Source organism: Inquilinus limosus, from assembly GCF_002195995.1.
Lineage (GTDB): Bacteria > Pseudomonadota > Alphaproteobacteria > DSM-16000 > Inquilinaceae > Inquilinus > Inquilinus limosus_C.
In genome coordinates, this window is the sequence record NZ_NHON01000020.1 from 59,006 (window position 1) to 82,794 (window position 23,789).

Annotated in this window: 19 protein-coding genes; 12 read left to right on the top strand and 7 right to left on the bottom strand. The window is 70.4% G+C overall.

Features of this window, described 5'->3' with window-relative positions; genetic code table 11:
* Window positions 1–95: 95 nt before the first annotated feature.
* From BWR60_RS13175 to BWR60_RS13185, 3 genes are all read left to right on the top strand, one after another.
* On the top strand, window positions 96–914 hold the full coding sequence (locus BWR60_RS13175; RefSeq protein ID WP_088151482.1) for a helix-turn-helix domain-containing protein: 819 nt from the start codon (window positions 96–98) through the stop codon (window positions 912–914).
* 366 nt (window positions 915–1,280) lie between these two features.
* Complete coding sequence (locus BWR60_RS13180; RefSeq protein WP_230983041.1) at window positions 1,281–1,904, top strand: sugar transferase; 624 nt, start codon at window positions 1,281–1,283, stop codon at window positions 1,902–1,904.
* Between the two features lie 127 nt (window positions 1,905–2,031).
* A complete protein-coding gene (locus BWR60_RS13185) occupies window positions 2,032–4,404 on the top strand; it encodes a beta strand repeat-containing protein (RefSeq protein WP_088151484.1) in 2,373 nt (790 codons plus the stop codon).
* 13 nt (window positions 4,405–4,417) lie between these two features.
* Here the strand turns inward: BWR60_RS13185 and BWR60_RS13190 are convergent, their stop codons facing one another.
* Window positions 4,418–4,888: a GNAT family N-acetyltransferase gene (locus BWR60_RS13190; RefSeq protein WP_088151485.1), complete on the bottom strand. Its 471-nt coding sequence runs from the start codon at window positions 4,886–4,888 to the stop codon at window positions 4,418–4,420.
* An 89-nt stretch (window positions 4,889–4,977) separates the two neighbouring features.
* Here BWR60_RS13190 and BWR60_RS13195 point away from each other — a divergent pair, with 89 nt between their 5' ends.
* From BWR60_RS13195 to pseH, 3 genes are all read left to right on the top strand, one after another.
* Window positions 4,978–6,264: an amidohydrolase family protein gene (locus BWR60_RS13195; RefSeq protein WP_088151486.1), complete on the top strand. Its 1,287-nt coding sequence runs from the start codon at window positions 4,978–4,980 to the stop codon at window positions 6,262–6,264.
* A gap of 267 nt (window positions 6,265–6,531) precedes the next feature.
* Window positions 6,532–8,568 carry an elongation factor G gene (locus BWR60_RS13200; protein ID WP_343216401.1) on the top strand — a complete coding sequence of 679 codons (2,037 nt, stop codon included), beginning with the start codon at window positions 6,532–6,534 and terminating at the stop codon, window positions 8,566–8,568.
* A gap of 158 nt (window positions 8,569–8,726) precedes the next feature.
* Window positions 8,727–9,281, top strand: coding sequence for a UDP-4-amino-4,6-dideoxy-N-acetyl-beta-L-altrosamine N-acetyltransferase (pseH, locus tag BWR60_RS13205; protein ID WP_088151488.1), 555 nt, complete (start codon window positions 8,727–8,729; stop codon window positions 9,279–9,281).
* A gap of 4 nt (window positions 9,282–9,285) precedes the next feature.
* Here pseH and BWR60_RS13210 read toward each other — a convergent pair whose 3' ends face one another.
* Together BWR60_RS13210 and BWR60_RS13215 are read right to left on the bottom strand one after the other, a co-directional pair.
* Entirely contained in the window at window positions 9,286–10,119 is an 834-nt protein-coding gene (locus BWR60_RS13210; RefSeq protein ID WP_144445614.1) for a L,D-transpeptidase, read from the bottom strand.
* Between the two features lie 107 nt (window positions 10,120–10,226).
* On the bottom strand, window positions 10,227–11,357 hold the full coding sequence (locus BWR60_RS13215) for a serine hydrolase domain-containing protein (protein WP_144445615.1): 1,131 nt from the start codon (window positions 11,355–11,357) through the stop codon (window positions 10,227–10,229).
* Between the two features lie 166 nt (window positions 11,358–11,523).
* On the opposite strand from BWR60_RS13215, the gene BWR60_RS13220 reads away from it, so the two are divergent.
* The 3 genes from BWR60_RS13220 to BWR60_RS13230 are packed head-to-tail and all read left to right on the top strand — an operon-like array spanning window position 11,524 to window position 13,542.
* Window positions 11,524–12,366 carry a hypothetical protein gene (locus BWR60_RS13220; RefSeq protein ID WP_144445616.1) on the top strand — a complete coding sequence of 281 codons (843 nt, stop codon included), beginning with the start codon at window positions 11,524–11,526 and terminating at the stop codon, window positions 12,364–12,366.
* 43 nt (window positions 12,367–12,409) lie between these two features.
* Window positions 12,410–12,991, top strand: a complete 582-nt coding sequence (locus BWR60_RS13225; protein WP_088151491.1) for a helix-turn-helix domain-containing protein — start codon at window positions 12,410–12,412, stop codon at window positions 12,989–12,991.
* Window positions 12,992–12,999: 8 nt separating this feature from the next.
* Complete coding sequence (locus tag BWR60_RS13230; protein ID WP_088151492.1) at window positions 13,000–13,542, top strand: GNAT family N-acetyltransferase; 543 nt, start codon at window positions 13,000–13,002, stop codon at window positions 13,540–13,542.
* Here BWR60_RS13230 and BWR60_RS13235 read toward each other — a convergent pair.
* Window positions 13,526–14,401 carry a LysR substrate-binding domain-containing protein gene (locus BWR60_RS13235; protein WP_088151493.1) on the bottom strand — a complete coding sequence of 292 codons (876 nt, stop codon included), beginning with the start codon at window positions 14,399–14,401 and terminating at the stop codon, window positions 13,526–13,528. The genes BWR60_RS13230 and BWR60_RS13235 overlap by 17 nt on opposite strands.
* Before the next feature lie 103 nt (window positions 14,402–14,504).
* On the opposite strand from BWR60_RS13235, the gene BWR60_RS13240 reads away from it, so the two are divergent.
* Window positions 14,505–14,966 carry a DUF3237 domain-containing protein gene (locus tag BWR60_RS13240; RefSeq protein WP_088151494.1) on the top strand — a complete coding sequence of 154 codons (462 nt, stop codon included), beginning with the start codon at window positions 14,505–14,507 and terminating at the stop codon, window positions 14,964–14,966.
* Window positions 14,967–15,008: 42 nt separating this feature from the next.
* Here BWR60_RS13240 and BWR60_RS13245 read toward each other — a convergent pair whose 3' ends face one another.
* Window positions 15,009–16,598: an alkaline phosphatase PhoX gene (locus BWR60_RS13245; protein WP_088151495.1), complete on the bottom strand. Its 1,590-nt coding sequence runs from the start codon at window positions 16,596–16,598 to the stop codon at window positions 15,009–15,011.
* Between the two features lie 407 nt (window positions 16,599–17,005).
* Between BWR60_RS13245 and BWR60_RS13250 the strand changes: the two genes are divergently transcribed.
* Both BWR60_RS13250 and BWR60_RS13255 read left to right on the top strand, forming a co-directional pair.
* Entirely contained in the window at window positions 17,006–18,880 is a 1,875-nt protein-coding gene (locus tag BWR60_RS13250) for an adenine deaminase (RefSeq protein WP_088151496.1), read from the top strand.
* Window positions 18,881–18,934: 54 nt separating this feature from the next.
* Window positions 18,935–20,305 (top strand): NCS2 family permease, encoded by a 1,371-nt coding sequence (locus BWR60_RS13255; protein WP_088151497.1) that lies wholly within the window; start codon window positions 18,935–18,937, stop codon window positions 20,303–20,305.
* Window positions 20,306–20,723: 418 nt separating this feature from the next.
* On the opposite strand, the gene BWR60_RS13260 is transcribed toward BWR60_RS13255, so the two are convergent.
* Together BWR60_RS13260 and BWR60_RS13265 are read right to left on the bottom strand one after the other, a co-directional pair.
* On the bottom strand, window positions 20,724–21,398 hold the full coding sequence (locus BWR60_RS13260; protein ID WP_088151498.1) for a hypothetical protein: 675 nt from the start codon (window positions 21,396–21,398) through the stop codon (window positions 20,724–20,726).
* Window positions 21,399–21,619: 221 nt separating this feature from the next.
* Window positions 21,620–23,608 (bottom strand): hydantoinase/oxoprolinase family protein, encoded by a 1,989-nt coding sequence (locus tag BWR60_RS13265; RefSeq protein ID WP_088151499.1) that lies wholly within the window; start codon window positions 23,606–23,608, stop codon window positions 21,620–21,622.
* Window positions 23,609–23,789 lie beyond the last annotated feature (181 nt).

Below are 23,789 nucleotides of genomic sequence, written 5' to 3' on the forward strand. Positions count from 1 at the left end.
GCGTTCCGTCACCGCGACAGGGACCGGTCCGATCCATTATCATTGTATGCACGGCATGTGCAGCGCCAGCTTTGGCGAGATGAGAGGGGAACCCGATGCAAGGCCGTTTCATCGGCGAGTCGGCCATCCGGCCGATGGTCGATGTGCCGTCTTCCTTCGCCCGGCCGGACGAACAGCACGTCCTCGGGCTGATCGACCTTGTCTATGAAGCCGGCATCGGCAACGAGGACTGGCCAGATGTGCTGCGCCGCCTCGGCGACGCCCTGGGTGGCGAGGCCGTGGTCCTGCGCCGGCTGGCCCCGGCGACGCCGGGGCCAGCGACGCTGGCGACCGAGACCGACCCGGACTATGTCGCGCGCTACCAGGCGCACTACCACCGGCTGCTGCCGCTGCTGCCCCTGCTGCCGCGGCTGCAGCCCGGCACGGCCTTCGTCCATTCGGCGCTGATTTCGGATGCCGAATACCGGCGCACCGAGTTCTACAACGACTTCATGCACCCGCAGGGCAAGGATCACGGCCTGTACTGGGTGGATTTCGACCGTGGCCACCTGTCGGCGATGCTGTCGGTCTGGCGGCCGCTGCGGCGGCCGAACTGGGATGACGAGCAACTCCGGGTGCTGCGGGCGATCGGGCCGCATCTCGGCCGGGCGTTGCGCATCGAGCGCGGGCTGGCCGCCGCCGGAGGCGCGTCCGAGCCCGAGGCGCAGCGCCCGGCATCCCCCCTGACCCCGCGCGAATGCGACTGCCTGGGCTGGATCGCCCGCGGCGCGTCGAGCAAGGAGACCGCGCGCCAGCTGTCGCTGTCGGTCTACACCGTCAACGAATACGTCGCCTCGGCGATGCGCAAGCTCGGGGCGGGCAGCCGCGCCGAGGCTGTCGCCCTGGCGCTGCTCTGCGGCGCGATCGGCGGCTGAGTGGCCTGCCTGCAGCGAACCCCCATCGGTGGCGACATCGCTGGCGGTGCGCTTTCTCCGTCGCGACGGATCCGCCATGGCTCCCCTCAATTCTGGGGGATTGAGATCCCAGCGGCTCTCGGGAAAAAGGGAACGAGGTCGTGCCTGGGTTGTTCAGGCATTGCGGGGATTGCCTGACATGGCCTCTCTCGCTCGGCCGGCCCTCCAGCATGGGGGGCGCGAATTGCCGTCCTCAGGGCGGCGGTCGGACCGCGGCGCTGGCGACGGAGCCGCGGGCGTGGTTCGTGAGTGTCGTGTCTTGGTGGGGGATTTGCGATGCCGTCCGATATCCCGGTCAGCGTGGCTGAGGCCACGGCCTCGAGGGCGTTGCCCGGTTCCCGTGCCGCCGTGGCGGCGAAGCGCGTCACCGACGTGGTGCTTTCGGTCGCGCTGCTGGCGCTGTTTGCACCGCTGTTCCTGGCCTGCGCCATCATGATCCGGCGATCGGGCCGGGGCGTCTTCTACAGCGATCGGCGCGTCGGACGCGACGGCAGGATCTTCTACTGCCACAAGTTCCGGACCATGGTTCCCAACGCGAACAAGCTGCTGGCGGACCTTCTCCAGAAGAACCCCGAGATGCGGCGCGAGTGGGAATCCGGCTTCAAGCTGAAGAAGGACCCGCGGGTGACCGCGATCGGCCGCTTTCTGCGCAAGACCAGCCTCGACGAGCTGCCGCAGCTGTTCAACGTGCTGAAGGGCGAGATGAGCCTGGTCGGCCCGCGGCCGATGTATGAGGAGGAGCAGGAGCGCTGGGGCGCAGCGATCCGCTACTATCACAGCGTCCGGCCCGGCATGACCGGCGCCTGGCAGATCTATGGCCGCAGCGACACCGACTACGAGACCCGGATCCGGCTCAATGTCGAGTATGTCCGACGCTGGTCCTATTGGCGCGACATGGCCCTGCTGGTGATGACCCCGCGCGTGTTCTTCGTCCGTTCCGGCGCTTACTGAGATCGCCGCCCGGACCGGGCCCGACCAGGAAGCGCGCAACAAAATAACTGCAAAACGAACGGTCATTAGTGTCGTTTTCCGGCAGGATCCGACGACAAAATTCTCGTTTTCGGATCAGGGATTCATCATGGCGGTCATCAACGGCGATGCGGGCGCCGATATTCTCGACGGCACGGCGAACAACGACACGATCAACGGCCTCGGCGGCAATGACATCCTCAACGGCCTGGCCGGCGTGGACACGCTGAACGGCGGCGACGGAAACGATACGCTGCGCGGCGGGCTCGGGGCGGATGTGCTGAACGGCGGCGCCGGAATCGACACCGCCGATTACGGCGCCAGCGCCGCCGGCGTGACCGTCGCGATCGGCGGCACCGGCAGCGGTGGTGACGCCCAGGGCGACAAGGTCGGCGCCGATATCGAGAACGTCACCGGCTCGGCCTTCGATGACACCCTGACCGGCTCGGCGGCCGCCAACAGGCTGGTCGGCGGCGCCGGCAACAACACCCTCTACGGCCTCGACGGCGATGACGTCCTGGTCTCGGGCGACGCCTCGGGCCCGGGCAACGACCTGCTCGACGGCGGGGCCGGCAACGACACCCTCACGGCCGGCGCAGGCACCGACATCCTGCGCGGCGGCGACGGCGACGACATCCTGCGCGGGGATGCCGGCGCGGACACGCTGAGCGGCGGTGCCGGCATCGACCAGATCACCTATTTCTTCAGCACCGCCGGCGTCTCGATCAACCTGACGGCGCTGACCGCCTCGGGCGGCGACGCCCAGGGCGACGTGATCGGTAACGACATCGAGAACATCGAGGGCTCGAACGGCTTCGCCGACACCCTGGTCGGATCCGCCGTCGCCAACGTGATCCTCGGCCGGGGCGGCGCCGACACGATCGACGGGATGGGCGGGAACGACAACCTCGACGGCGGCGCCGGCAACGACGTGCTCCGCGGCGGCGCCGGCAACGACGTGCTCTATGGCGGCGCCACCACCCTGGACGGCGTCAGTGGCAACGACACCCTCGAAGGCGGCGCCGGCGCGGATTCGCTGAGCGGCGGCGCCGGCATCGACACCATCGTCTACAACGGCCCGGCCGGTGTGACGGTGACCATCGGCGGCGCCGGCATCGGCGGCGACGCCCAGGGCGACACGATCAACATCGACATCGAGAACATCCAGGGCACGAACGGCTTCAACGACGTGCTGACCGGGTCGCAGTTCGGCAACACGCTGTCGGGCAATGGCGGCAACGACACGCTCAACGGCCTGGCCGGCAATGACACGCTCGACGGTGGTGCCGGCAACGATGTCCTCAATGGTGGTGCCGGGGCGGACGCGCTGATCGGCGGTGCCGGCGTCGACACCATCGTCTATGGCGGCAGCGCCGGGGTGACGGTGGACCTGACCGCACTGACCGCCGCCGGCGGCGAGGCCGAGGGCGACACCGTCGGCAACGACATCGAGAACATCCAGGGGACCGCCTTTGCCGACACCCTGACGGGCTCGGCTGCCGCCAATGTCCTCACCGGCGGGGCCGGTACGGATGTCCTGAACGGCCAGGCCGGAAACGACACGCTCAGCGGCGGCGACGGGGACGACTTCCTCAACGGCGGCGCCGGGGCGGATCATCTGAGCGGGGGCGCCGGCATCGACACCATCAACTATGACGGCCCGGCCGGCGTCACGGTCAACCTGACAACGCTGACCGCCTCCGGCGGCGACGCCCAGGGCGACGTCATCGGCAGCGATATCGAGAACATCGTCGGCACCGTCGGCTTCAACGACACGCTGACCGGGTCGGCCGTGGCCAATGTGCTGTCCGGCTACGGCGGGAACGACACACTCAACGGCATGGCCGGGAACGACACGCTCAACGGCATGGACGGCAACGACGTGCTCCGCGGCGGGGCGGGAGCCGATGTGCTCGACGGCGGCGCCGGCACCGACACGGCCAGCTATTACGAGAGCTCGGTCGGGATCTCGGTCAGCCTGGTCACCGGCAAGGGCGCCGGCGGCGACGCGCAGGGCGACACCCTGATCGCCGTCGAGAACCTCTCCGGCAGCCAGGGCAATGACGGGCTGGAGGGGAATGCCGGCAACAACGTGCTCCAGGGCTGGAACGGCAACGACGCCCTCGTCGGCGGGGCCGGCAAGGACACGCTCACCGGCGGTGCCGGGGCGGACCGGTTCTATTTCAATTCGGCCACGGACAGCGTGGTCGGTGCCAATGCCGACCGGATTACCGATTTCAGCCATGCCCAGGGCGACCGGATCGACCTGCATCTGATGGATGCCAACACGCTGGTGGCGGGCGACCAGGCCTTTACCTTCATCGGCACCGGCCTCTACACCGGCGTCGCCGGCCAGCTGCGCTACGCCATCAATGGCGGCGTCACCACCATCGCCGGCGACATCAACGGCGACAAGGTGACCGACTTCCACATCCAGCTCGCAGGCAGCATCGCCCTCGTGGCCGCCGACTTCGTGCTGTAGGCCGGCCCGGGCATCAGAGAGTGGGGATCGCTTTCGCCATGTGCACGATGGTGTATTCGCCGCGCTGCTCGTGATGCGTCTCCTGATAGCCGCGCGATGCGTAGAGCGCGCGGTTCTCGGACATCCGGATGTTGGTGTAGAGCCGCAGCTCGGTCAGGCTGCGGCGCTGCGCCTCGCGCTCGGCAAAGTCCAGCAGCCGACGGCCGAGGCCGCGGCCCTGATGGCCGGGGTCGACCGCGACATTGACGATCAGCAGATGGTCGGGCTCGGGCTTGAGCTCGATCAGCGCGATGCAGCCATAGAGGCCGTCGATCGCCCAGATCTCATGCTCGGCCAGGGCCCGGACATAGTCGGCCCGCATCGGCTTCGGCTCGATGCCGACGCTGATGACCCATTTCGCATAGGCGCGGCGGACCAGGGCCCGGATCGCCTCCGCCTCGTCGGGCTGCGCCCGGCGGATCTCGCCCCATGTCGTGTGGAACATGGGCGTTCTCCCGTCTTTCCATGCACTGGACGCATGCTATCGTCGGCGGCGCCGATGTCTCACTGAAATTCCGGAAAGCCAGCCCCGCCATGGATCTCGTCCTGCGCAACGCGAATTTGCCCGACGGGCGCACCGGCATCGATATCGGTATCGCGGACGGCCGCATCGCCGCGGTCGAGCCGCACCTGGCGGCGCAGGGGCGGGAGGAGATCGACGCATCCGGCCGGCTGGTGACGCCGCCCTTCATCGACTCCCATTTCCATCTCGACGCGACCCTGTCGCTCGGCCTGCCGCGAATGAACCGGTCCGGCACGCTGCTGGAAGGCATCGCGCTGTGGGGCGAGCTGAAACCGCAGCTGACGCAGGAGGCGGTGGTGGCGCGGGCGCTGGCCTATTGCGACCTGGCGGTGGCGCAGGGGCTGCTGGCCATCCGCACCCATGTCGATGTCTGCGACGACCGCCTCCTGGCGGTCGAGGCGCTGCTGGAGGTCAAGCGACGGGTAGCGCCCTATCTCGACCTGCAACTGGTCGCCTTCCCGCAGGACGGGCTGTTCCGCTCCGCCAGTGCGGAGAAGAACCTGCTGCGCGCGCTCGACCTCGGCGTCGACGTGGTCGGCGGCATCCCGCATTTCGAGCGGACCATGGCCGACGGCGCCGCCTCGGTCCGGCGGCTGTGCGAGATCGCGGCGGAGCGGGGGCTGCCGGTCGACCTGCATTGCGACGAGAGCGACGACCCGCTGTCCCGCCACATCGAGACGCTGGCGGCGGAAACCCACCGCCTCGGCCTCGGCGGGCGGGTGACGGGGTCGCACCTGACGTCGATGCATTCGATGGACAACTACTATGTCTCGAAGCTGATCCCGCTGATGCGTGAGGCCGGGGTGGCGGCGATCGCCAACCCGCTGATCAACATCACCCTGCAGGGCCGCCACGACACCTATCCCAAGCGCCGCGGCATGACCCGGGTGCCGGAGCTGATGGCGGCGGGGATCACCGTCGCCCTGGGCCAGGACTGTGTCATGGACCCCTGGTATTCGATGGGCTCGGCCGACATGCTGGAGGTGGCGCATATGGCGGTGCATGTCGGGCAGATGACCGCGCTCGACGCCATCGGCCGCTGCTTCGCCGCGGTGACCACCGATGCGGCGAAGGTGCTGGAGCTCGACGGCTACGGCCTGGCGCCCGGCTGCCGGGCCGATCTGGTGGTGCTGCAGGCCGCCGACCCGTTCGAGGCAGTGCGGCTGAAGGCCACGCGCCTGCTGGTGCTGCGCGGCGGCCGGGTGATCGCCCGCACGCCGGAGCGGGCGACCGCGCTGGACCTGCCGGGCCGCCCGGCCGCGGTGGTCCCGACCTTCGTGCCAGGGTCGATCCGCTGAGCGGTTTTTGATCATTCCCCAGTGTTGTCATTGCCGGGCTTGACCCGGCAATCCAGGGGCCACAAAGAGCTGCTCTCAATGGCCCCTGGATCCTCGGGTCAGGCCCGAGGATTAGAATACCCACTTCCTCAGGATGATCGTTCCCGCCGCCTCAGATCGGGGCTGGGCCGATCGTCGCGGAAGTGTCATGCTGACCTCCTAAGGCGCCCGCGTGATCGGGCATTCGCCCGGTCGGCACGGCGGGCCCGTGCAGAAGGGAGGATGCGCATGTCGCAGGAACGCCCTGCCCCCAGATACCGTTGCGCGGCCCTGGTCGGTCCGTATTCGAGCGGCAAGACCACGCTGATGGAGGCGCTGCTGCACAGCGCCGGCGCGATCCCGCGCAAGGGCAGCGTGGCCCAGAAGAACACCGTGGGCGACGCCTCGCCCGAATCCCGCGCCCGGCAGATGACGATCGAGCCGAACCTGGCCTCCTGCCGCTATCTCGATGAGGACTGGACCCTGATCGACTGCTCCGGCTCGGTCGAGCTGGCGCAGGACGCCATGGCCGCGCTGATGGTCGCCGACATCGCCGTGGTGGTCGCCGAGGCCGACCCCGACCGTGCCGTGATCCTGGCGCCGATGCTGCGTTTCCTGGACGAGCACGAGATCCCGCACATCCTGTTCATCAACAAGATGGACCGGACCGACATCCGCATGCGCGACCTGCTGGCCGCACTGCAGCAGGTCTCGGCCCGGCCGCTGCTGCTGCGCGAGGTGCCGATCCGCGACGGCGACAGCGTCTCCGGCTATGTCGACCTGGTCAGCGGCCGTGCCTACAAATGGCGCGAGAACCAGTCCTCCGACCTGATCGAGGCGCCGGGCGACATCAAGCCGCGCCAGGACGAGGCGCGCCAGACCCTGCTCGAATCCCTCGCCGATTTCGACGACGCGCTGCTGGAGCAACTGCTCGAAGACAAGATCCCGGCCCCGAAGGAGATCTACACCCAGCTGACCCGCGACCTGCAGCAGGACCTGATCGTGCCGGTGTTCTTCGGCTCGGCCGAGCACGGCAACGGCGTCACCCGGCTGTGGAAGGCCCTGCGCCACGAGGCCCCGGCGCATGATGCTGCGGCCACCCGGTTGGGCTATGACGCCCATGGCGGCTTCGCCGCCACCGTGTTCAAAACCCAGCACCAACCGCACACCGGCAAGCTGAGCCTGGCGCGGATCTGGAGCGGCCGGCTGGCCGACAACAGCAATCTCGGCAGCCGCCGCATCTCCGGCCTGTATCGGCTGAAGGGCGGCGAGAACCAGAAGCTGGCCGAGGCCGGCCCCGGCGAGATCGTCGGCGCCGCCCGGCTCGACGACCTCGCCACCGGCCAGACGCTGCGTGCCGACGGCACCGCCGAGGCGACCTGGAACTGGCCGAAGCCGGCGGAGCCGGTGCACGCCGTGGCCCTGTCGCTGTCGGACCGCAAGGACGACGTCAAGCTGACCACCTCGCTGACCAAGCTGTGCGAGGAGGACACGGCGCTGTCGGTGCACCACATCGATGCGACCGGTGAGCTCACCCTGGCCGGGCAGGGCGACATCCAGCTGCAGATCGCGGTGGAGCGGCTGAAGAGCCGGTTCAACGTCGCGGTCACCACGGTGCCGACCCGCACCGCCTATCGCGAGACGATCCGGCGGCCGACCAAGCAGCATTCCCGCTTCAAGCGCCAGACCGGCGGTCACGGCCAGTTCGCCGACATCCAGGTCGAGATCCGGCCGCAGCCGCGCGGCGCCGGCTTCGCCTTCGAGAACAAGGTGGTGGGCGGCGCCGTGCCGAAGAACTACATCCCGGCGGTGGAGGCGGGCGCGCGAGAGGCGATGAATCGCGGCCCGCTGGGCTTCCCGGTGGTCGACCTCGTCGTGGCCCTGACCGACGGCCAGCACCATGCGGTCGACAGCTCCGACCAGGCCTTCCGCACCGTGGCGCAGATGGCGATGGCCGAGGGGCTGGCCAGTTGCGACCCGGTGCTGCTGGAGCCGATCCAGGCGGTGTCGATCGCGGTGCCGGCGGAGTACACCGCCAAGGTGCACGCCATCGTCTCCAGCCGGCGCGGCCAGATCCTCGGCATGACCGCGCGCGAGGGCTGGACCGGCTGGGACCTGATCGACTGCCAGCTGCCGGAGGCGGAGATGCACGGCCTGGCGGTCGAGCTGCGCTCGGTCACGCTCGGTGTCGGCAGCTTCACCGCCCGCTTCGATCATCTGCAGGAGCTGATGGGCCGCATCGCCGAGCATGTGGTGGAGGAGCGCCGGAGGGCTGTCGCGGCCTGAGCGGATGATCGCATGCCGGCTTCGCCTCCTCGTCATTGCGAGGAGGCGAAGCCGACGAAGCAATCCAGGGGCCGGTTCGCATCGGCCCCTGGATTGCTTCGCTGCGCTCGCAATGACGGTGTAGAAGAGGCGACGACGACGAGCGGGGGAGCGCGGGAATGCTGAGCCTGAGACGGGTGGAGCCGGGAGATTCCGACCGGATGTTCACCTGGCGCAACCTGCCGCATGTCGCGGTCCACCAATACACCGACCACGAGATCGCCCGGCCGGAGCACGATGCCTGGTTCGCCCGGATCCTGAACGATCCGCGGCGGGTCTACTGGATCATCCAGGGCGGCGGCGAGCCGATCGGGCTGGCCAATCTGGTCGATATCGACCAGCAGAACAGCAAGTGTTCCTGGGCCTTCTACCTCGGTGCCAGCGACCTCCGCGGCAAGGGCATCGGCAGCTGGGTCGAGCTCAAGGTGCTGGATCACGTCTTCCTCGAGCTGAAGCTGAACAAGCTGTGCTGTGAGGTGCTGACCAGCAATCCGGGCGTGGTGCGCATGCACAAGCGCTTCGGCTTCCAGGAGGAGGGGCTGCTGCGCGCGCATGTGCGCAAGGGCGGCCAGTTCCTCGACGCCCATGTGCTGGGCCTGCTGCGCGACGACTACCTGGCGCAGCGCGACGACCTGCTGGCGATGCTGCGCAAGCTCGGGATGCAGACGGAGTAGGCGGCTACCGGGGCTGCGCCGCGGCCACCAGGCCTGCGGTGGAATCCACGATCACCAGCATGGTCCCGGCCAGCGGGGTCGGGCTGCGGTCGGGGCGCAGCACGGCCTCGTAGCGGGGATCGGCCTTCGCCGCCGCCTCATAATCGCTGTCGAGGATGCCATGGCGGTCGAGGAAGACGTTCATCGGCCCCGGCACCCGGATGCATCCCTTCGAGGCGGGCCGGCCGAGGCGCTGCTCCAGGACGGCGGGGTCGGTGGCGTGCACCAGCAGCCGGATCTCGGCGGTGCCGCCATCGGCGTCCCAGCCGCGCTCGGCGGTCTGCCAGCCGAAATCCCACACCCGCATGCCCTTGAGGCCGAGGCCGCGGATGCCGTTGGCGTTGAAGGTGCCCTCGGCGCGCCAGTCCAGGATCGCATCGGTGTGCGGGAACACGCCGGTCGGGGTGATGAAATAGCCGTGCCGGCCTTCCTGCCCGGTCGAGATCCGGGCGCCGCCCAGGCTCTGCCAGGCGCCGGAGGGGCGGGCCAGCATGAGGCGCATCTCCTGCACCGCCGGGTTGCGGTCCACCACCATCAGCAGCTGCGGCCGGCGGATGGCCTGGCCGCGGGACGCGACCGCGCGCTGCGCCAGGGCGGCCCAGCGCTGGCCGGATTCGGCCGAATCCGTGATCGCGCCCGGCACCTCCTGTGCGAGACTGGCCTGAAGCCGGGCGAATTCGGCGTCGACATCGACCGATGTCCCGGCGATGACCGTGGATGCCGGAGGAGGGGACCGGCTGCACCCGAGCATCAGAAACGACAGCAGGGCGGCAAGCAGGAAGCGCGTAAGCATCGACATCTCGACAATCGCGATGGTTCAAGAGTTCAGGTCGTCTTTTCTCCGCTTCCGCCTGTATTCATACCATATCACGCGCCAATATTCACCGACCGATTTCAGAATCGGTCCTATGGCCGCGCCGCCGGCAGCACATAGCGTTCCAGCACATCGCGGCCGAGCGCGTCCTGCGCGTCGGGCTGGCCGTAGAGGCCGGCGGTGACCACCACCAGCAGGTCGCGATCAGGCACCAGGAACAGCCGCTGGCCGCCCCAGCCGACGCCGGCGGCCCAGCGCAACTCCTGCCCGTCGATCTGCGAATGGCCGAGCCACCACTGGAAGCCGTAGTCGATCTCGTCCTCGGCGGCGATCTGCTTCGTCGTCGACTGCGCGATCCAGCCGGCCGACACGATCTGCTTGCCCTGCCAGGCACCGCGGTCCAGCACCAGCCGGCCGATCTTGGCGATGTCGCGCGGCCGCAGCCGCAGGCCGGAGGCGGCGACCGGGTCGCCATTCGGATAGCGCACCCATTCGACGTCGTCGATGCCGAGCGGCGCGAACAGCACCTCCCGCGCCAGCACGTCGAGCGGCCGGCCCGATACCTGCTCCAGCACGGCCGACAGCAGCGCCGTGGCCCCGCCGCTGTAGGTCCAGCGTTCGCCAGGCGCTGTGGCGAAGGGCTGCTCCAGCACATAGCGGTACGGGTCCGGCGCGTCCGACATCAGGCGCTCGCTGTTGCGCGGGTCGCTGTAGGGCAGGTCCTCGCTCCAGGCCAGGCCGCTCGACATGGTCAGCAGGTGCCGCAGGGTGATGCGGTCCCTCTCCGGCGAGCGCAGATCGGCGTATTGCGGCAGCAGCGACAGCACCGGCGCGTCGATGTCCTTGATCCAGCCATAGTCGACGGCGATGCCGACCAGCAGCGAAGTCACGCTCTTGGTGATCGAGCGCAGATCGTGCTTGGTCGCGGCGTCGTGCGGGATGCGGCCCAGCGGCTGGCCCCAGCGCTCGTCCTCGCCGGTGAAATAGCGCTCATAGACCAGCGTGCCATGCCGCACCACCAGCACCGCATGGGCGTTGCGGCTCTCCACCGCCGGACCGACCGCGCAGAGCGTCGCCGGGTCGAAGCCCTCATCGGCGGGCGCGGCGACCGCCCAGCCATCGTCCAGCGCGGCCGGCGCCCGGCAATCGGGCGGCGCGTCCGCGGCCATGGCGGCGGGGGCGGCGAGGAGGGCGATCAGGGGCAGGGCACGGCGAAGCGGCATGGTCGTCTCCGTCTGGGCGCGATCGGGCGCGCTTCGGATCGGTAGCAGGGCCGCCGGTGCGCCACTGTACCGGGATTGCTCGGCCCTCGATTCACCTCTGCCCCGCCACGGCTTCGCCGCAGAGCGGGACCGATGATGCGGCGCTGGATATCTCGGGGGAGAGATCATGCGCATTCTGTCGAAGGTTTTCGCGGCCGGACTGATGCTGGCCCTGGCTGCCTGCGTGTCGTCGCGGCCGGCGCCGCCAGCGGTCGTGGCCGAGACCGCGACGGTGCATCAGGACACGCTGTCTCCGGGGGCCAGCCGCCTGGCCGCGGCCGAAGGCGGCCGGAGGATCGACATCGTCCAGGGTGTCCCGGAGCCGGCGCCGACACAGCGGCTCGGCACGCAATGGGGAGAGACGATCCCGTCCACGGTCCGCCTCGTCCAGCTGGATCGCCTGTGGTCCAGCCCTGACGCTCACGTGACGATCCGGTATGACGGCGGCTTCTCCGCGGGAACGGTCAATGCCCGCATCCGCCGGCTGCCCGTCGCCTATGGCTGGGTCGAATGGACGGTGCTCGATGCTCGGGGGCGGGCGATGCCCGTGACGCGTATGGCGAATGGCGAGTTCCGGCTCCGCGGCCGGTCCGGTGACGCCTATCAGCTCGCTCTCAGCAATCGCGGCCGGCAGACGGTCGAGGTTGTGGCGACGGTGGATGGGCTCGATGTGCTGCGTGGGCGGCCCGGCTCCGTCGCCAGTCGCGGCTATGTGGTCCGCCCCGGCGACATGGTGGTGATCGAAGGTTTCCGCCAAAGCGAGTTTGCTGTGGCCGCGTTCCGCTTCGCCGCGCCGGGCGATGCCTATGCCGCCAACACGCCGCAGGGCGACCCGCGCAACATCGGCGTCATCGGCCTGGCGCTGTTCACGCTCGACGATCCGGCCAACGAGGTCGTGGCCGGCTCGCCCCGGCCGTTCCCGGCCGACGAACCGCGCGACCCGCGCTTCGCCCCGCCGCCGGTGCCGTAAGCCCTCTTGCGTGATATCTCACGATCGGGATAATTTCCCGATCATGAGATTCGACATCACCAGTGAACTCGAGCCGGTCGATGCCCGGCTCGCCGCGCGCCTGGCGGCGCTGCGGGCGGAGCAGGGCTGGTCCCTGGATGCGCTGGCCGAGCGCAGCGGCATCAGCCGGGCGACGCTGTCGCGGCTGGAGCGCGGCGAGACCAGCCCGACCGCCTCGCTGCTCGGCCGGCTGTGCACCGCCTATGGCCGCACCATGTCCGGCCTGATCGCCGAGGTCGAGACCGACCCGCCGCAGCTGCTGCGGCGGGAGGAGCAGCCGGGCTGGACCGATCCCGAGACCGGCTTCCGCCGCCGCAGCGTCTCGCCGCCCGCCACCGGTTTCCGTGGCGAGCTGGTCGAAGGCGTGCTGCCGCCCGGCGCCGTCGTCAGCTACGACACGCCGCCGATCCACGGCATCGAGCAGCATGTCTGGATGCTGGAGGGCGAGCTGGAGCTGCTGGTCGACGACACCGTCCACCGGCTCGGCCCGGGCGACTGCCTGCGCTACCGCCTGTTCGGCCCGACCCGCTTCCATTGTCCCGGCCCGCAGCCGGCCCACTACGTCATCGCCCTGTGCAAGCCGTGAGCGCCGCCATGCCCGACACCGCCGTCCCATCCACGGTCACCCTGGCGGAGGTCGAGCCCGACGATCTCGCCGCCCATCTCGACGACCTCGCCCGGGTGCTCCATGGCTGCGTGCTGGACGGGGCCAGCGTCGGCTTCGTCCTGCCCTTCACGGTCGAGGCGGCGCGGGACTTCTGGCTGGGGCTGGAGCCCGCCTTCCGCAGCGGCGCCCGGCGGCTGATCGTGGCCCGGCTGGACGGGCGCACGGTCGGCACCGTGCAACTGGTGCTGGGCATGCCGGCCAACGGCACACATAGGGCCGAGATCGCCAAGCTGCTGGTGCATCCGGCGGCCCGGCGCCGCGGCATCGCCCGGCGGCTGATGCTGGCGGCGGAGGATCTGGCCCGCCGGCACGGCCGGACCCTGCTGCTGCTCGACACAAGGCGCGGCGACAGCGGCGAGGCGCTGTATGAGAGCCTCGGCTTCCGCCTGTTCGGCATCGTCCCCGGCCATGCCTGCTCGCCCGCCGGCGTGCTGGAGGACACCAGCTACATGCTCAAGCAGCTGGCATAGAACCGGCATCCGGGCGGCGCGCCTCGTCCACCAGCCAGTCGCGAAAGCGCAGCACCGCCGGCCGGGCCTCCCCGGGCCGCAGCAGGATGTGATGGGCGGCCGGGCCGCGGATGACATGCGGGAAGGGCTGCACCAGCTTGCCGTCGCGCAGCAGCGGCCCGAACAGGCGCGGCGAGAGCAGCGCCACTCCGGCGCCCTCGATGGCGGCCGCGGCGTCCAGCTCATGCGTCGGGTAGTCGTCGGCGTAGAAGCGTAGGGCAGGGGCCTCCATGCCCGCCTCGCGGAACCAGCGCCGCCAGTCGGGATGGGGCAGCAGCTTCAGGGCCGCCAGATCCGCGGGCGACGACAGCCCCGCCGCCAGCGCCGGACTCAGCATCGGCGTGGCCTCGACCGGCATCAGGGCCGTCGCCTCGAAACCGGGCCAGCCGCCAGGCCCGGTCCGGATCGTGATGTCGAAGCCTTCCCGCAGTTCGGCCGAGACATCGAGCTCGATCGGAACGGCATCGGGCAAAGCGTGATAGGCGGCGAGCCGGGGCGTCAGCCAGCGCATGGCGAAGGTCGGCACCGCGGTCACGCGCAATGGCTCGGCCGCGCCTCGGCAGTCCTCGACCGCCGAGCGGATCAGGCCGAGGGCCTGGGCCACGCGTCCCGCCAGCGCCGCGCCCGCCTCGGTCGGAATCACGATCGGGCCGGAGCGGCGGAACAGCTTCACCCCGAGCTCCGCCTCGAGATCGCGGATCCGCAGGCTGACGGCGGCCGGGGTGACGCCGAGCTCGGCCGCCGCCCGGGTGAAGTTGGCGTGGCGGGCGCCGGCTTCGAGGACGCGCAGCGATTCCAGGGCCGGCAGGCGTTTCAGCATGGCTCATGTTAAGGCCGGCTTAAGATGACGGGCAAGTTCGCTCGCTTTGGGCCGGCGGGCTCGCCGGCGTTCAATGGGGCCTCCCGCATCAACGGAGATCCCCATGACCGGATTGTCGTCGCGCCCGCTGTTCAGCCTCTCGATCGCCCTTCACCCCATCCACGAGCTGGGCCTGACCCCGGCCGGCGAGCGCCGGGTCGTGCCGGTCTCGGGCGGAACATTCGAAGGCGAGCGGCTGGCCGGAGAAATCCTGCCGCATGGCGGCTCGGACCTGCTGCTGACCCGCGCGGACGGGTCGCTCCAGCAGGATGTCCGGTTGACCCTGCGGACCCGGGACGGGGCGCTGATCCTGATGACCTATCGCGGCGTGCGGCATGCCGCGCCGGAGGTCAGCGACCGGATCGCGCGGGGCGAGGCGGTCGGGCGGTCGGACTACTATCTGCGGATCGCGCCCTTCTTCGAAACGGCCTCGCCCGCCCATGCCTGGCTCAACCGGATCGTGGCGGTCGGCGTCGGCGAGCGCCGGCCGAACGGTGTGGCCTATGACGTCTTCGAGATCCTGTGAGGCCGGGCGGCCGATACCGGCATCGGCCGCCCGGTGCCGCGATCAGAGCGGGCCGCGCTCCCACGGGCCGGTGATGGCGAAGGTGATGCCCGGCGTCTGGATGTTGACGAACAGGGTCCGGCCCTCCGGGCTCCAGCACGCGCCGGCGAACTCGCTGCTGCGGTAGTCGCCCTCGGCGATGGTCTTGCCGGCGTCGGCGATCTGGCCGGCGGTCAGCTCGACATTGTTCTTCAAGAGGTAGAAGGGCGCGCCGGTCCGGGTCAGCGCCACCAGCCGGGTGCCCGGGCCGAAATTGTCCGGGCTGCCGGCCGGCGCCGCGTCCGGGTCCTCGCACAGCACCACGCCGCCGCGCGGGCTGACCGTGACGTTGTCCGGGTTGTGCGCCGCGATCTGGCTGTCGCTGACGAACAGCGCCCGCAGCCGCTGGGTGAACAGGTCCAGCACCCAGACGGCGCCGTAGCCGCGGCCGAGCCGGCCGCTCGGCTCCTTGCCCGTGCTGGTGTCGACGATGAACATGCGGCCGTCGGCGTAGAAGATGCCCTCGCCGCGGCTCATCCGCAGCCCGCCCTCGGCCCAGCTCTGGGCGAAGGGGCCGCTGAGCATCTCGCCGGCGCCGATATCGGGGAAGCCGACCGGGGCGGTGACCGCGTCCATGTCCGGCTGCTCGATGTCGACCCATTCCAGCTGGTAGGTGTCGCCGACATGGGCGACCACCAGGTCGGCATTGGGCTTGCGCCGCACGCGGGCCGCCTGCAGCCGGCCGCCATGCTCCAGCGCGCCGTATCGGCCGGAGCGGTCGTCGGGGATGAAGCGGTACAGGCCCGACTTGTTGCGGTCGTCCTCGGTCAGATAGATGATGCCGGTGCGCGGGTCGATGGCCACGGCCTCATGGCTGAAGCGGCCCATCGCCGTCAGCGGCCGGCCGGTGGTGCGCTCGGCCTCCGGATGCACCTCGAACACATAGCCGTGGCGGCGGCCGGCGCTGGACCGGGCGTTGGTCTTGACCTCCTCGCAGCTCAGCCAGGTGCCCCAGGGCGTACGGCCGCCGGCGCAGTTCTGCGTGGTGCCGGCCAGGCTGGCCTCGGCCGAGATCCAGCGGCCGTTGCGGAAGCGCAGCGTGGTGGTGCCGCCGCCGGCGCGCGAGCCGCTGGCGTCGACCGTGCCGGTGTCGTAGGTGCCCGGCGCGGTGATCATGGTGCCGGCGGCGCTGATCTCGTGGTTGCGGACCAGCACCAGTTCGTCGCCGCGGCCATGCCCGTGCCCGTGCCCGTGCCCGTGCCCGTGGCCATGGCCGAAGCCGAAATCGAACCAGCGGCCGCCCTTGCCGTGCATCACCGCCATGCCGTCATGCGCCCGCGGCACCGGCTGGCCATCGGCCATGCGGTCGCCGGTCCAGGAGAAGGAGCTGTAGCGGAAGCCCGGCGGCAGCAGCAGCAGCTTCAGGCCGGTGCTCTCGTCGGCCACCGGGGCCAGGGGGCCGTAGGGGCTGCGGACCGGGGCGGTCCAGTTCTCGCCGGTGGCGGCGGCCTGCGCCTGGCGCTGCGACAGCGCGCCCAGGCTGCCGATGGCGCCCAGGGCCAGGGCGGCGCCGCCGCCCTGGAGGACATGGCGCCGGGTGGGGGTGTCGGTCATGGTCGGGTCTCCTGCTGGCTGTCCGTCGAGCTGGGGTCTGCGCCATGCCGGTCGGCGAACGCCTGAGGCGGAGATGGCTGTCCCACAGTCAAGGGAATCACTGACCAGGAGAGCTATAGCCGGGATCAGATAAACTTTTGTTAAGGTGACTGGTCTTTATAGGAGAAATAAAATCAACGGTTCCTTTGTGTTTCATATTTGTTGCGATGGCATTGTAGTTTGAATTTTCAGATAAGTTTTTCGGAATTTGATGGTGAGATGGCCTGGATCGGGAAAGCGGAGTTCCCCGCCATTCCTGGGCCAGCAGCGGTCCCTGGAGAAGTTCATCTGCGACACCTGGAAAAGAGACTGGCGGGTCCAAGAGGGGAGGCGTAAAGGTCGGACATACCCTCTTTCGGAGACCGGCCATGGCGAACGCGCCTTCCTTGCCCGACGACCTGCTGATCGGTGCCGAGGACGAGGTGGCGATCCGCCAGGACCTGGTGCTGACCGCGCTGGGCAAGCGCCCGGCCGACACGCTGCTGCGGGTGGGCCGGCTGCTCGACGTCCACACCCGGACGTGGCGCGAGGACCAGGAGATCGCGATCAAGGGCCGGCGCATCGCCTGGACCGGGCCGGCCGGCACCTTTCCCGGCACCGCGGCGCGGCGGGTGGAGAAGCCGGATCTGGCGGCGGTTCCGGGCTTCGGCGAGGTGCACAAGCATATCGAGAGCACGCATCTGACCCCGGAATGGGAGGCGGCGCTGGTGCTGCCGCGCGGCAACACCTGGACGTGCGAGGCCAGCCACGAATTCTCCAATGTCGACGGCCCGAACAACCTGGCCTTCTGGTTCGAGGCCCGGCGCCGCGGCTCGCCGCTCAAGATCTTCCCGCTGCCGGGCTCGGCGGTGCCGCCCACCGCCTATGAATGGGGCGGTGGCTGGTACGGCTATGACGAGCAGAAGGGCTTCCTGAAGCAGAGCCTGATGGTCGCCGGCCTGGACGAGGTGATGGACTGGCCGGCGGTCTGGAATCCCGAGAACCCGTCCTATCCGCGGCTGTGGGGCATGATCCGCGCCACCTTCGAGCAGCGCGGCGTGGTCGAGGGCCATGGCGCCGGCCTGCGCGACACCGCCGCGATCAGCGCCTTCGCCGCCGCCGGCCTCGCCTCCGACCACGAGGCATGGACGCCGGAGGAGGTGTGGGAGAAGCTGGCCCACGGCATCTTCGTCGAGCTGCGGCCCTATTCGATGCCGGAGGTGATCCCCTGGCTGATCGGGAAGGGCCTTGCCGACTGGTCGCAGCTGGCCTTCACCACCGACGACCGCAGCGTCTCCGACACCTTCAAGCTGGGGGCGACCGACCACAACGCCCGGCTGGCGATCCAACACGGGCTGGCGCCGGAGATCGCGATCCAGTGCATCACCCTGAACCCGGCGCGGCACATGCGGCTGACGCCCTGGGTCGGCAGCCTGGCGCCGGGGCGCTATGCCGATGTGGTGCTGCTGTCCGACGTCGCCACCCTCGGGATCGCCGAGGTCTGGTCCGACGGGCAGCCGGTGTCGGAGGGCCAGCGCTACACCGGCCCGGTGCCGGCGATCGACTGGCCGGACTGGGCGCGGCAGACCGTCAACATCCGGCGCGACCTGGCGGCGGCGGATTTCACCCTGCCGGCCGCGCCGGGGCGCGACACCATGCAGGCGGCGCTGCTGCGGCCGTTCCACTGGGCCGACGATTTCATCACCGCCGAGCTGCCGGTGCGCGACGGCGCGGTGCAGCGCGATCCTGATCGCAACATCACCAAATTCGCCATCGTCGACCGTTTCTCCGGCGACGGGCGGGTGGCGAAGATGTTCTGGCTCGGCTGCGGCCCGCGCACGCCGGACACGGCGCTGGCCTGCTCGGTCGCGCATGACAAGCACAACATCTGGGTCACCGGCTCCTCCGACGCGGCGATGGCGCTGGCGGTCAACACGCTGACCGAGCAGCAGGGCGGCTGGGCCCTGGTGCGCGACGGCCGGGTGCTGGCCACGGTGCGCTACGAGATCGGCGGGCTGATGAGCTGCCGGCCGCCGGAGGCGCTCGACGCCGAGATGCAGGCGCTCTATGCCGCGGCCGAGGGCATCGACTGGATGTACGAGCCGACCTTCCATCCGCGCTGGTTCCCGGGCTTCCCGGAGCGGCTGATCTTCGCCACCCTGACCTGCGCGCCGTGGCGCTGGGTCCTGGTGGCGCCCTGCGAGCAGGCGCCGCAGGGCTTCGTCAATGTGCAGAGCGGGGAGACCCACCCCGTCATCTGGTAGGGGGAGCGCCGTTCTTTCGAACCGACCCGGCGCAGACCCGGGCGAGGGGGGCTCATGACCGTTTCCAATGCACCGGCGTCGTCCACGGGTGGCTGGCTCGACCGCCGCTTCAGGCTGTCGGAGCGCGGCAGCTCGCTGCCGCAGGAGGTGATCGCCGGCGTCACCACCTTCGCGGCGATGGCCTATATCGTCGCCGTCAACCCGGCGATCATGTCCGCCGCCGGGATGGACCGCGGCGACCTGGTGATCGCCACCGCGCTCGCCGCGATCTTCGGCAGCCTGATGATGGGGCTGACCGCCAACCTGCCGCTGGCCGTGGCGCCGGCCATGGGATCCAACGTCATCTTCGCCTTCGTGATGGTGAAGCAGATGGGCATCCCCTGGCAGGGGGCGCTGGCCATGGTCGCCGTCACCGGCGTGATCTTCCTGGCCTTGAGCCTGTCGAAGCTGCGCGAGAAGGTGGCGAAGGAGGTGCCGGACGCGCTGAAGGTCGGCATCCAGGCCGCGGTCGGCACGCTGATCGTGTTCATCGGCCTGCGCACCGCCGGCTTCGTCGTCGCCGACCCCAACACCTTCGTGAAGATGGGCTCCCTGGCCAGCCCGGCGGTGCTGCTGACCCTGGCCGGCATCCTGGTCACCCCGGTGCTGGTCGCCCGCGGCGTGCCGGGCGCGCTGATCCTGTCGATCGCCGCCCTGACCGTGATCGGCATCTTCGTGCCGCTGAAGCCGGACGGCACCATGGTGACGACGCTGCCGGCCTCGGTCTTCGCCCTGCCGAAATGGCCGGAGAGCACGTTCCTGGCGCTCGATTTCAGCTATCTGGTCTCGCATTTCCTGGTGGCGCTGCCGCTCTTGTTCTACTTCCTGTGCGGCGAGTTCTTCAGCACCCTGGCGACGCTGATCGGCGTCACCGGCGCGGCCAATCTGCGCAAGCCGGACGGGTCGATCCCGAATGCCACCGCCGCCTTCTCGACCGACGCGACGGCGACCATCGTCGGGCCGATCCTCGGCACCTCGGTGGTGACGGCCTTCATCGAATCCGTCGCCGGCGTCCAGGCCGGCGGCCGCACCGGGCTGACCTCGGTCGTGGTCGCGGCCTGCTTCATCCTGGCGCTGTTCATCTGGCCGGTCTTCGTCATCATCCCGCCCCAGGCCACGGCGCCGGCGCTGGTGGTGGTCGGCATCTTCATGCTGCAGGGGCTGGCGCGGGTCGACCTGTCGGACCTGGCCAGCGCCGTGCCGGTGGTGCTGATGCTGCTGGTGACGGTGCTCAGCGCCAACCTGGTCAACGGCATGGCGATCGGCACCTTCGCCTACATCCTGCTGTGCCTCGGCCTCGGCCGCCGCGCCGGCATCACCCCGGTGGTCTGGGGGCTGGGCGTGATCTTCGTGCTGTACTTCGTGGTGACCAGCCGGCTGATGTGAGAGACCGATTGGAAATACTACTGGCGCGGCCGTCTGACGGCGGTTTCTGCGCTTCCGGTGCTCACGGACCCAAACGTCCGCTGCGCGCCGGTTCTCGAAACCACCGCCAGCCGACTCACGCCAGCGCATTTCCAAACGGTCTCTGAGGGGCGCGGCCTAGAACGGTCGCGGGTACGCGTTGCCTCTCCCGCTTGCGGGAGAGGTCGGGCGTCCGCAGGACGACCGGGTGAGGGCCAGCGGTTCTGCCAAGCGTACGGATCTCACGCGAGCAAGCGCACGATCCGTCATGTCCTGAAGCAATGATCCTGGCATTGCCGCCGCAAGGCCCTCACCCGGAGCCGCTTCGCGTCTCCGACCTCTCCCGCAAGCGGGAGAGGCAACGCGAACGACGCTTAGCGCGGAAGCGGCGGCTGTTCGGCTAACTGCTGTCCGGTCCCGGCGGCTTCGGCGGAGGCCGGCCGGCGGCGGGCGCGTCCGCCGGGTGGAACCAGCCCTGTGTGGGCGACTGTCGAGCGGTCTCCGCCCCGGCCGTGCCGGCAGCCTCCGCCGTTCCGGCGATGGCCGCGGCGATCGCGGCCCGGTCGGGCGGGATGCCGAGGGCGCGGCACAGGCTGCGGATCAGGGCTTCGATCGGCAGGGCCCTGTCGGCCGTGTCGAGGCGGCCGGCATGGTCGCCGGCCAGCCTCTCCCAGAGTTCGGCCGTCCGCTGCTCACGAGTCTCGGTATCGGCGGTCGCGGCCGCGATGGACTCTGTGACGCCCTGGGCAACGCGGCGGCGCCGGTCGGCCACCAGGGCCAGTTGGTCGTCCCGGTCCCGCTCGCCGGCGCGCAGGGCCTCCTCCCGCTGCTGGCACAGCTTGGCCCTCAGGGCAATGGCGCGGCGGATGCCGAGGAAGAGGCGGCTGAAATGGGTCTCGGCCTTGCCGGCGCGGTCGAGGTCGCCGGCCTGCAGGGCGGCGATGGCGTCGGCCTGGAACGCCCGGGCCATCGCCATGCTGAGCTCGATCAGGCCGGACAGGATCGCGTCGTCGGCCTCGGCCGGGTCCGGCGAAGCGGCAAGCGCAGTCTCGGTCCTGGTGTCGGCATCGACCATTCGGCAATGAGAACATAACAGGAACATATGAGTCAAGTGACTCTGTCTTCGTCATTGCGAGGAGGCGAAGCGAGGAGGCGAAGCCGACGAAGCAATCCAGGGGCCGGTTCGCACTGGCCCCTGGATTGCTTCGCTGCGCTCGCAATGACGATGTCGGGAGCGATGGCGAAGCCACTCCAGGTCGCCCCCGAAGCCCGGCAATGACAATGAAGGGAGAGGCCTCACCCCATCCGCGGGCGCCCAGCGGCCGTCGCGGTCACGGTGCTCTCGACGAACATGTCGAGGCCGCCGGCCATCGACACCACCCGGTCGGCGCGGGTGACGGTCACCGCCACCGCCTGGCCGCCGGCCTCACGCGCCAGGGCCTCGGCCCGGCCGTGCGCCTCGGCCTCGGCATGGGCGGCGGCGTCCTCCAGGCTGCCGAAGGTGCGGATGCCGGACGGGGCGTGGACGCGGAAGCGGCCTTCCTCCGGTGCGGTGATGGTGATGGCGACGGTCTGCAGCACGCCGCTGGCCACCGCGCCGATGGCGTTGGTGACGCCGGCATGCTGCGGCACCACGCTCTCCGTGCCCAGGCGGCGGGCGATCTCCGGATAATAGGTCGCGGCCGAGGCGCCGATGCCGACCAGGGGCAGGCCGAGGGTCAAGGTCGGGTGCAGCAGGGCAGGGGCCGACGCGTTGCCCGCCACGGCCCGGCGGGGCAGCAGGCCACGCGCCTCTCGGGCCGGGTCGGCGACGCCATCGCGGGCCAGCGCCGCCTCGACCAGCGCCAGGGCGCTGTCGGCGGTCAGCCGCTCCAGCACCGACCGGGCGAAGCTCTCGGCATCGGCCGGCGGCGTCCAGCCGGGCTCGGCCGGGCGGCGGGTCCACAGGATCGCGCCCAGCCGCGCCGCCTCGGCCGACCAGCCGTCATGCAGCTCCAGCACATGGGCGGCGTCGGTCGGGGTGAAGCCGGACAGGATGACGAGCCCGCGCGCCACCAGCCGCTCCAGCGGCCGGTCCAGCAGATGGCTGGTCAGCACCGTCTCCAGCGGCTGCGGCCCATCGGCCAGCGCCTCCCAGATCCGCCGCTCCGGTGCCGACAGGGTGTCGGCCTCGGTGTCCAGGGCGCGCAGGCGCAGGGCGAAGCGGCCGTCCAGGCTGATGCCCTCGGGCCGCTCGGCCTGGCGCCGCAGCACCGCCAGCATCTCCGGATGCTGCTGCGCCAGCAGGCTCAAGGGGACCGACCGGCGCGGCCCGACGGCCAGGCCGACGCCCGGCTCGACCCGCACTTCGCTGTCGCCGCCCAGGCCGAAGGTGCGGATCTCCACCGCCTCGACCATGGTGCGCCAGCCGCCGACCTGGGCGCCTTCGCGGTTCAAGAGGGGCCGGCCGTCCTTCAGCACCGCGATGTCGGTGGTGGTGCCGCCGATATCGGAGACGAAGCAGTCGTCGCGGCCGGTCAGCCAGCGGGCGCCGACCACGCTGGCGGCGGGGCCGGACAGCACGGTCTCGACCGGCCGGGCCAAGGCGAAGCGGTCGGCGATCAGCGACCCGTCGCCCTTCACCACCATCAGCGGCGCTTTGATGCCGCGGGCGTCCAGCCGGCCGCGCACTGCCCGGATCAGGGAATCGGTCAGCGGGATCAGCCGGGCGTTCAGGAGCGCGGTCAGCGCCCGCCGCGGCGCGTCGAGGCCGGAGGTCAGCTCATGGCCGCAGGTCACCGGCTTGCCGGTCAGTTCGCGCACCAGGTCGCGCACCGCCTGCTCATGCGCCGGGTTGCGCACGGCGAAATAGCCGGCGACGGCGAAGGCGGTGACCGCCGGGGCGTGGCGCAGGATGGCGGCGCGGACGGCGTCGAGGTCCAGCGGCGCCTGCTCCTCGCCGGTCGGGCGGTGGCCGCCGGAAACGGCCACCACCGGGTCGCCGCCGATCGCCTCGCGCAGCCCGGCGCGGTCCAGCGCCGCCTCGGGATAGCCGATCAGGATCAGGCAGGCCGGGTTGCCCTGGCCCTCGACCACGGCGTTGGTGGCGAGGGTGGTGGACAGGCCGACGAAGCCGATCTCCGCCGGGTGCTGCTGCAGCACCGCGTCGATGGCGGCGCCGATGCCCAGCGCCAAATCGTGCTTGGTGGTCAGCCGCTTGGCGGCGGCGACGACGCCGCGGTCCGGGTCGAACAGGACCGCGTCCGTGAAGGTGCCGCCGGTATCGATGCCGAGGGAGAGGGACAAGATGAACCGCGCTGGAAATCCATCCGTCGATTAGGGCAGGACGATGGTCTCGGCAAGAGGGAAGGGGCAGGCCTGTCATGCGGCCGCCGCCGCGCCTCGGCGCGTTGACCGGGGCCGGGCGGGCGGCGAAGGTGCCGGCCTCGGGGATTGCAGGGGCCATCGGATGGGGGACGGGGAGGAC

Excerpts from the sequence above, each read along its gene's own strand:
- BWR60_RS13175 (WP_088151482.1), top strand. The coding sequence starts at position 96 with ATGCAAGGCCGTTTCATCGGCGAGTCGGCCATCCGGCCGATGGTCGAT.
- BWR60_RS13185 (WP_088151484.1), top strand. The coding sequence starts at position 2,032 with ATGGCGGTCATCAACGGCGATGCGGGCGCCGATATTCTCGACGGCACG.
- BWR60_RS13190 (WP_088151485.1), bottom strand. The coding sequence starts at position 4,888 with ATGTTCCACACGACATGGGGCGAGATCCGCCGGGCGCAGCCCGACGAG.
- BWR60_RS13195 (WP_088151486.1), top strand. The coding sequence starts at position 4,978 with ATGGATCTCGTCCTGCGCAACGCGAATTTGCCCGACGGGCGCACCGGC.
- BWR60_RS13200 (WP_343216401.1), top strand. The coding sequence starts at position 6,532 with ATGTCGCAGGAACGCCCTGCCCCCAGATACCGTTGCGCGGCCCTGGTC.
- pseH (WP_088151488.1), top strand. The coding sequence starts at position 8,727 with ATGCTGAGCCTGAGACGGGTGGAGCCGGGAGATTCCGACCGGATGTTC.
- BWR60_RS13210 (WP_144445614.1), bottom strand. The coding sequence starts at position 10,119 with ATGTCGATGCTTACGCGCTTCCTGCTTGCCGCCCTGCTGTCGTTTCTG.
- BWR60_RS13215 (WP_144445615.1), bottom strand. The coding sequence starts at position 11,357 with ATGCCGCTTCGCCGTGCCCTGCCCCTGATCGCCCTCCTCGCCGCCCCC.
- BWR60_RS13220 (WP_144445616.1), top strand. The coding sequence starts at position 11,524 with ATGCGCATTCTGTCGAAGGTTTTCGCGGCCGGACTGATGCTGGCCCTG.
- BWR60_RS13225 (WP_088151491.1), top strand. The coding sequence starts at position 12,410 with ATGAGATTCGACATCACCAGTGAACTCGAGCCGGTCGATGCCCGGCTC.
- BWR60_RS13230 (WP_088151492.1), top strand. The coding sequence starts at position 13,000 with ATGCCCGACACCGCCGTCCCATCCACGGTCACCCTGGCGGAGGTCGAG.
- BWR60_RS13235 (WP_088151493.1), bottom strand. The coding sequence starts at position 14,401 with ATGCTGAAACGCCTGCCGGCCCTGGAATCGCTGCGCGTCCTCGAAGCC.
- BWR60_RS13240 (WP_088151494.1), top strand. The coding sequence starts at position 14,505 with ATGACCGGATTGTCGTCGCGCCCGCTGTTCAGCCTCTCGATCGCCCTT.
- BWR60_RS13245 (WP_088151495.1), bottom strand. The coding sequence starts at position 16,598 with ATGACCGACACCCCCACCCGGCGCCATGTCCTCCAGGGCGGCGGCGCC.
- BWR60_RS13250 (WP_088151496.1), top strand. The coding sequence starts at position 17,006 with ATGGCGAACGCGCCTTCCTTGCCCGACGACCTGCTGATCGGTGCCGAG.
- BWR60_RS13255 (WP_088151497.1), top strand. The coding sequence starts at position 18,935 with ATGACCGTTTCCAATGCACCGGCGTCGTCCACGGGTGGCTGGCTCGAC.
- BWR60_RS13260 (WP_088151498.1), bottom strand. The coding sequence starts at position 21,398 with ATGGTCGATGCCGACACCAGGACCGAGACTGCGCTTGCCGCTTCGCCG.